The sequence below is a fragment of the Bacteroides sp. AM37-9 genome (assembly GCF_003603455.1).
Lineage (GTDB): Bacteria > Bacteroidota > Bacteroidia > Bacteroidales > Bacteroidaceae > Bacteroides > Bacteroides xylanisolvens.
Map to the genome: position 1 here is coordinate 1 of NZ_QTNF01000071.1, position 4,201 is coordinate 4,201.

Below are 4,201 nucleotides of genomic sequence, written 5' to 3' on the forward strand. Positions count from 1 at the left end.
ACTCGTACACATGGCTGTCTATCTGATATCGTGCTGTAACCTTTGCTTGCAATTCTTTCCCTTCCAGTTCTTCATCTCTGAACTGTGGTTGATAGACCGGGTAGAACCTAAACCCGGTCACCTTGCTACGTTTGTTGTTTGGGTTTTCACGCACTTTCACGTAGTTGAAAGTGTATGGGCAGCTCTCATCAAGCGCAGCCTTTGCTGGTTTCAAAACTCTTTCCTCAAAATGATCTATTCTGTCTTTTCCGTTCTTGTCCTTGTATTTGTCCGCAGGTATGCCAAGACGGTCTTTCAAGTTTTCAAGGGATATATCCAAAGGGTACACCTGCCCACTCATTAACATGTAAAACCTAAGGGAATACCCAGTAGGTAGCGCAAGAGCCTTGTTTAACTCAAATTCTCTGTACCCCTTGGCGAACTTGGTAAACACATCCCAAAGGTCGTTAGACACACGAAAGGTTATAATGCCAGTGCGTTTTTTATATTTTGGGTTAGATATAAATCCGCACTTCCACCATTCCTCGTCATCTTCGTAAGTAAAAAAACGTCCTGCCAAAGAATCGAGTGCGGCTATGATTTCATTGTAATCACGTCCGGAAAAAATAACGTCAGATACATGCATTTGTGCATCAACATCCCAAAGTCCATGCTCAAACTTGCGTTTCGTGCCTGCATAATCTTTCAGTTTTACTCCCTTTAGTTCAGCTTGGCACGCTTCCAGTATGCGAAGAACTATTCTTTGTTCGTGTATGGACATGTCTTGCTGTTTTGACCATGTATATACCCATGAAACAACAACATCTTTATTCTTGGTAATAGGTAGTTTCTTTTTCATAAACGATTGATTTGCTGCAAATATACACAATCCCCACATTAAAACAAAAAAAGAGGGGTAAAACTCCCAAAGTGTGGGGACTAATTTACTTTTAAACTCCCAAAGTGTGGGGACTAAACTCCCAAAGTGTGGGGAAACACATGTTCTAATCCCTTTATTTATGGGCGTTTGCGAAGAAGTGATAGAGCATATTACAGACGATGCTTATAACAGACAAGGGGAATTTATAGAGCTAAGTGGTTGATTTACTGTCGGAAAAAGAAAAACGATAGGGAAAAAGAGCAAAGCAAAACCAACCAACGGGCGGTAGGATTGGAAACGGGTTTTTATGGCGTGTACACGTTTGTGTACAAAATGTTTGTATTTTATTGAAATATAGCTATCTTTGTGCTGAATTTAAAAGCAAACAGATATGGAAGCATTATCAGTAAGAGAATACCGTAACAACCTCGCAGCGTCTTTCACCAAAGCTGACAATGGCGAGCAGGTACTAATTCGCAGGAAAAACGAGATTTACGCTTTGGTAAAAGTTGGTCGTGAAGATTTGATGATAACCCCGGAGCTGCAAGCAAGGATTGACAAGGCAAGGGAAGAAATCAAATCCGGAAAGTGTGTTACCCTCAAAAGCAGTGAGGATATTGACGCTTATTTCGATAGTCTATGATGTACACAATTAGGGTTTCCGACGGGGTGGATAAGGTGATTGCCAAATGGAAGAAATCAAACCCCAATTTGTTCAAGAAGTATAAGAAAATCTACAAAGAATTGTTAGAGCACCCTAAGACTGGGCTTGGGCATCCCGAAGCGTTAAGGGGCGGTGGGGATATTACATGGTCTCGACACATTACCGCCCATGACCGGATAATCTATGACATTTACGAGGAAGTGGTAGAGGTCTACATCTTGGAGGTAGAGGGGCATTACAACGATAAATGATAAAACTGTTATGGTCGAATATTGTGTTTACTGGTTAGAGAACGGCGAGCCTATGCACGAGGTGTTCTCTTCTCTTGCCGCCGCCGAGATGTACTCATGTGCGATAAGAGGGAAAGAAAACATTGAATGGGTGGAGGTGTCCGAAGAAGAAACCATTGATTTGGACGAACTGGAAGACATGTTCCCGGATGACTTCTGCGGCGTGTAATCCCCTTGGGTAGAAATGGGGTAGAATTTGTTAGGCTGTGGGGGATTTTCTAACACGCCGGGGCTTTTTGCTGGGCGGTTGGCGTGGATGTATTCCCATGCGGCATGTGTATATATAGCAAGAAGTGTCCTTGTCGGACAATTCTTGCTTTTCTCGCTTTGCTCAAAAAGATTTTAAGATTACCTTTGTGGCATGGAACTAAGACGGAACGAAAAGATTACATTCCGGTGTACCGAACTTGAAAAGGACGCACTTGCGGAGCAGGCAGCCCGGTGCAGTCTAAGCGTATCGGAATACTGCCGGAGTTTGTCCCTTGGGGGGCGCCCAAGGGAGAGGTACACCGAGGAGGAACGGCAGCTTCTCCGGGACATAGCCCAGTTGAAAGGAACGCTCCAACGGCTGAACAACTACTTCGGTGGTCGCCAGTACCGGGAAGTGTTCGAGGAGAACCGGGCACTAATTACAGAGCTCAAAAAAATACTCTCACGATGATAGGGAAAGGGAAAAGCATATCACATGGTGTGGCGGCATTGGAGTACGACCTCGCCAAAGAGATAAACGGGCAGGCAGTAGCCACCGAGATAGCCCGGCATGAACTTTATGGGTGTACTGGTGCGGAAATGGTGCAGGAAATGAAACCGTATCACATTGATTTTCCGAACGTAAAAAACAACTGCCTACGTTTCGAGGTCAGCCCCTCGATAGAGGAAAGCGCCACCTTTACGGATGCGGACTGGGCGGAACTTGGTAACGACTTCATGCAGCGCATGGGGTTGGCGAACCACCAGTACATCATCATCCGGCACAGCGGTACGGAGAGCAAGAAAGAGCAAGCCCACCTGCACATACTGGCAAACCGGGTTTCCCTTTCCGGGGAACTGTACCGGGACAACTGGATAGGGAAAAAGGCAACGGAAGCCGCCAATGCCATAGCCAAGGAACGGAACTTTGTACAGTCGCAGGACATTGGCAAAGTCAACAAAGCGGAAATCAAGGAAGCCATGGACGGCGTATTGAAGAAGATGCAGGGCTTTGACTTTACCAAATTCAAGGAAGAACTTGGTAAGAGAGGTTTTAAAGTCCGGGAAGCCAGGGCAAGCACCGGGAAACTTAACGGCTACTATGTCACAGCCCGAAGCGGTACGGAGTATAAGGCAAGCGAGATAGGGAAAGGCTACACTCTCGCCCATATCGAGCGGACACAAAGCAAACTGAAGTGCAACTCAATGAACATATCTCATGGAAACAAACTCACACCCGGAAGCGGCAGCTTCCAACGTTAAGCAGGGACAGTACAGCCCCCGGAAAAGAAAAGATACAACGCCAAGGGTAAACCCGCAGCTTGCGGTAGAACTGGTGTATCAAGAACTAAAGCGTGTTGAAGTCTATACGAAGCGCATAGAGGACGCAACAGCCCGAAAGGTACAAATAGACGGGAAAAGCCTTGAAAGTGCCGAAAATCGCCTAAAAAACGTGTTGGCGGACTTTGAACGGCAGGGGTACAGAATGAAAAACGGCGGTTATGTGGACAAACGAATTTCGTTCTACTCAATCCTTTGTGCTGTTATCTCCCTATTGTTCGCTTGTTTCATGTGCTATCTTTGGACGGATGCAGCCAAAGACCGGGACAACTACAAGCAGTATTATGAATACTACCAAGAGCAGGCAAGGGAACAAAAGGGGAATAAATAAACATCTAACTTTACGAATTATGGGAACAACGGAACACGAAGAACCCCGGTTCTTCTTCATACTGAACAAGGGTGCGAAGTCCGGCGGCGAAATCACCCATGCCGTCCTAAACGGTAGTATCGTTTCGAAGCCGGCAGGCTGGGACGCCTTTCATGGGCTTGCACTGGCGAGAGAGAAACTAAGCAGCGAGGAAATACAACAGCAGATGAAAGAACTTGGTGTAGAAATGGAAATCGTTCCTCTGATTTGACAAGATTACCCGGAGTGTTTCAGCCGGGTAATCTTGTTACTTATCCTTGATTTTCCCTTTAAGGGCGTTTATAATCCACCCTTTCGGATTGTTCTTTTCTCGTGATTTTCCGTTTAGGAGAGCCAGTTCTCCGATAAGGTCGGTTATCTTTTCTTGTGCCGTTATGAATGTCTCTTTGTTCCGGTTTATCTCTTCCGATGTGAAGCCGCAGGAATAACGGAGGTACTCGTACACATGGCTGTCTATCTGATATCGTGCTGTAACCTTTGCTTGCAAT

General features: G+C 45.8%; 8 protein-coding genes and 1 pseudogene. 7 read left to right on the forward strand and 2 right to left on the reverse strand.

Translation table 11 applies throughout. From position 1 onward, the window contains the following. Nucleotides 1-838: replication initiation protein (locus tag DW862_RS25355; protein ID WP_133304347.1), on the reverse strand; the 838-nt coding region annotated here is incomplete at its 3' end. 412 nt (nt 839-1,250) lie between these two features. On the opposite strand from DW862_RS25355, the gene DW862_RS25360 reads away from it, so the two are divergent. From DW862_RS25360 to DW862_RS25390, 7 genes are all read left to right on the forward strand, one after another. After that, nucleotides 1,251-1,502 carry a hypothetical protein gene (locus tag DW862_RS25360; protein WP_004295507.1) on the forward strand — a complete coding sequence of 84 codons (252 nt, stop codon included), beginning with the start codon at nt 1,251-1,253 and terminating at the stop codon, nt 1,500-1,502. Next, nucleotides 1,499-1,774: a type II toxin-antitoxin system YoeB family toxin gene (locus tag DW862_RS25365; RefSeq protein ID WP_004327436.1), complete on the forward strand. Its 276-nt coding sequence runs from the start codon at nt 1,499-1,501 to the stop codon at nt 1,772-1,774. Before DW862_RS25360 ends, DW862_RS25365 begins: the two co-directional genes overlap by 4 nt. A gap of 10 nt (nt 1,775-1,784) precedes the next feature. Then, entirely contained in the window at nt 1,785-1,982 is a 198-nt protein-coding gene (locus tag DW862_RS25370) for a hypothetical protein (protein ID WP_004295503.1), read from the forward strand. A 192-nt stretch (nt 1,983-2,174) separates the two neighbouring features. Then, nucleotides 2,175-2,474 carry a mobilization protein MbpA gene (mbpA, locus tag DW862_RS26670; protein ID WP_004327437.1) on the forward strand — a complete coding sequence of 100 codons (300 nt, stop codon included), beginning with the start codon at nt 2,175-2,177 and terminating at the stop codon, nt 2,472-2,474. After that, nucleotides 2,471-3,265, forward strand: coding sequence for a mobilization protein MbpB (gene mbpB / locus DW862_RS25380; RefSeq protein ID WP_007560590.1), 795 nt, complete (start codon nt 2,471-2,473; stop codon nt 3,263-3,265). The genes mbpA and mbpB overlap by 4 nt, the downstream gene beginning before the upstream one ends. After that, nucleotides 3,222-3,674, forward strand: coding sequence for a mobilization protein MbpC (mbpC, locus tag DW862_RS25385; RefSeq protein WP_004295511.1), 453 nt, complete (start codon nt 3,222-3,224; stop codon nt 3,672-3,674). The genes mbpB and mbpC overlap by 44 nt, the downstream gene beginning before the upstream one ends. Before the next feature lie 19 nt (nt 3,675-3,693). Next, nucleotides 3,694-3,924, forward strand: coding sequence for a hypothetical protein (locus DW862_RS25390; protein ID WP_004295510.1), 231 nt, complete (start codon nt 3,694-3,696; stop codon nt 3,922-3,924). A 36-nt stretch (nt 3,925-3,960) separates the two neighbouring features. Here the strand turns inward: DW862_RS25390 and DW862_RS25395 are convergent. Then, nucleotides 3,961-4,201: pseudogene (locus DW862_RS25395) on the reverse strand (replication initiation protein); the annotation flags it as partial.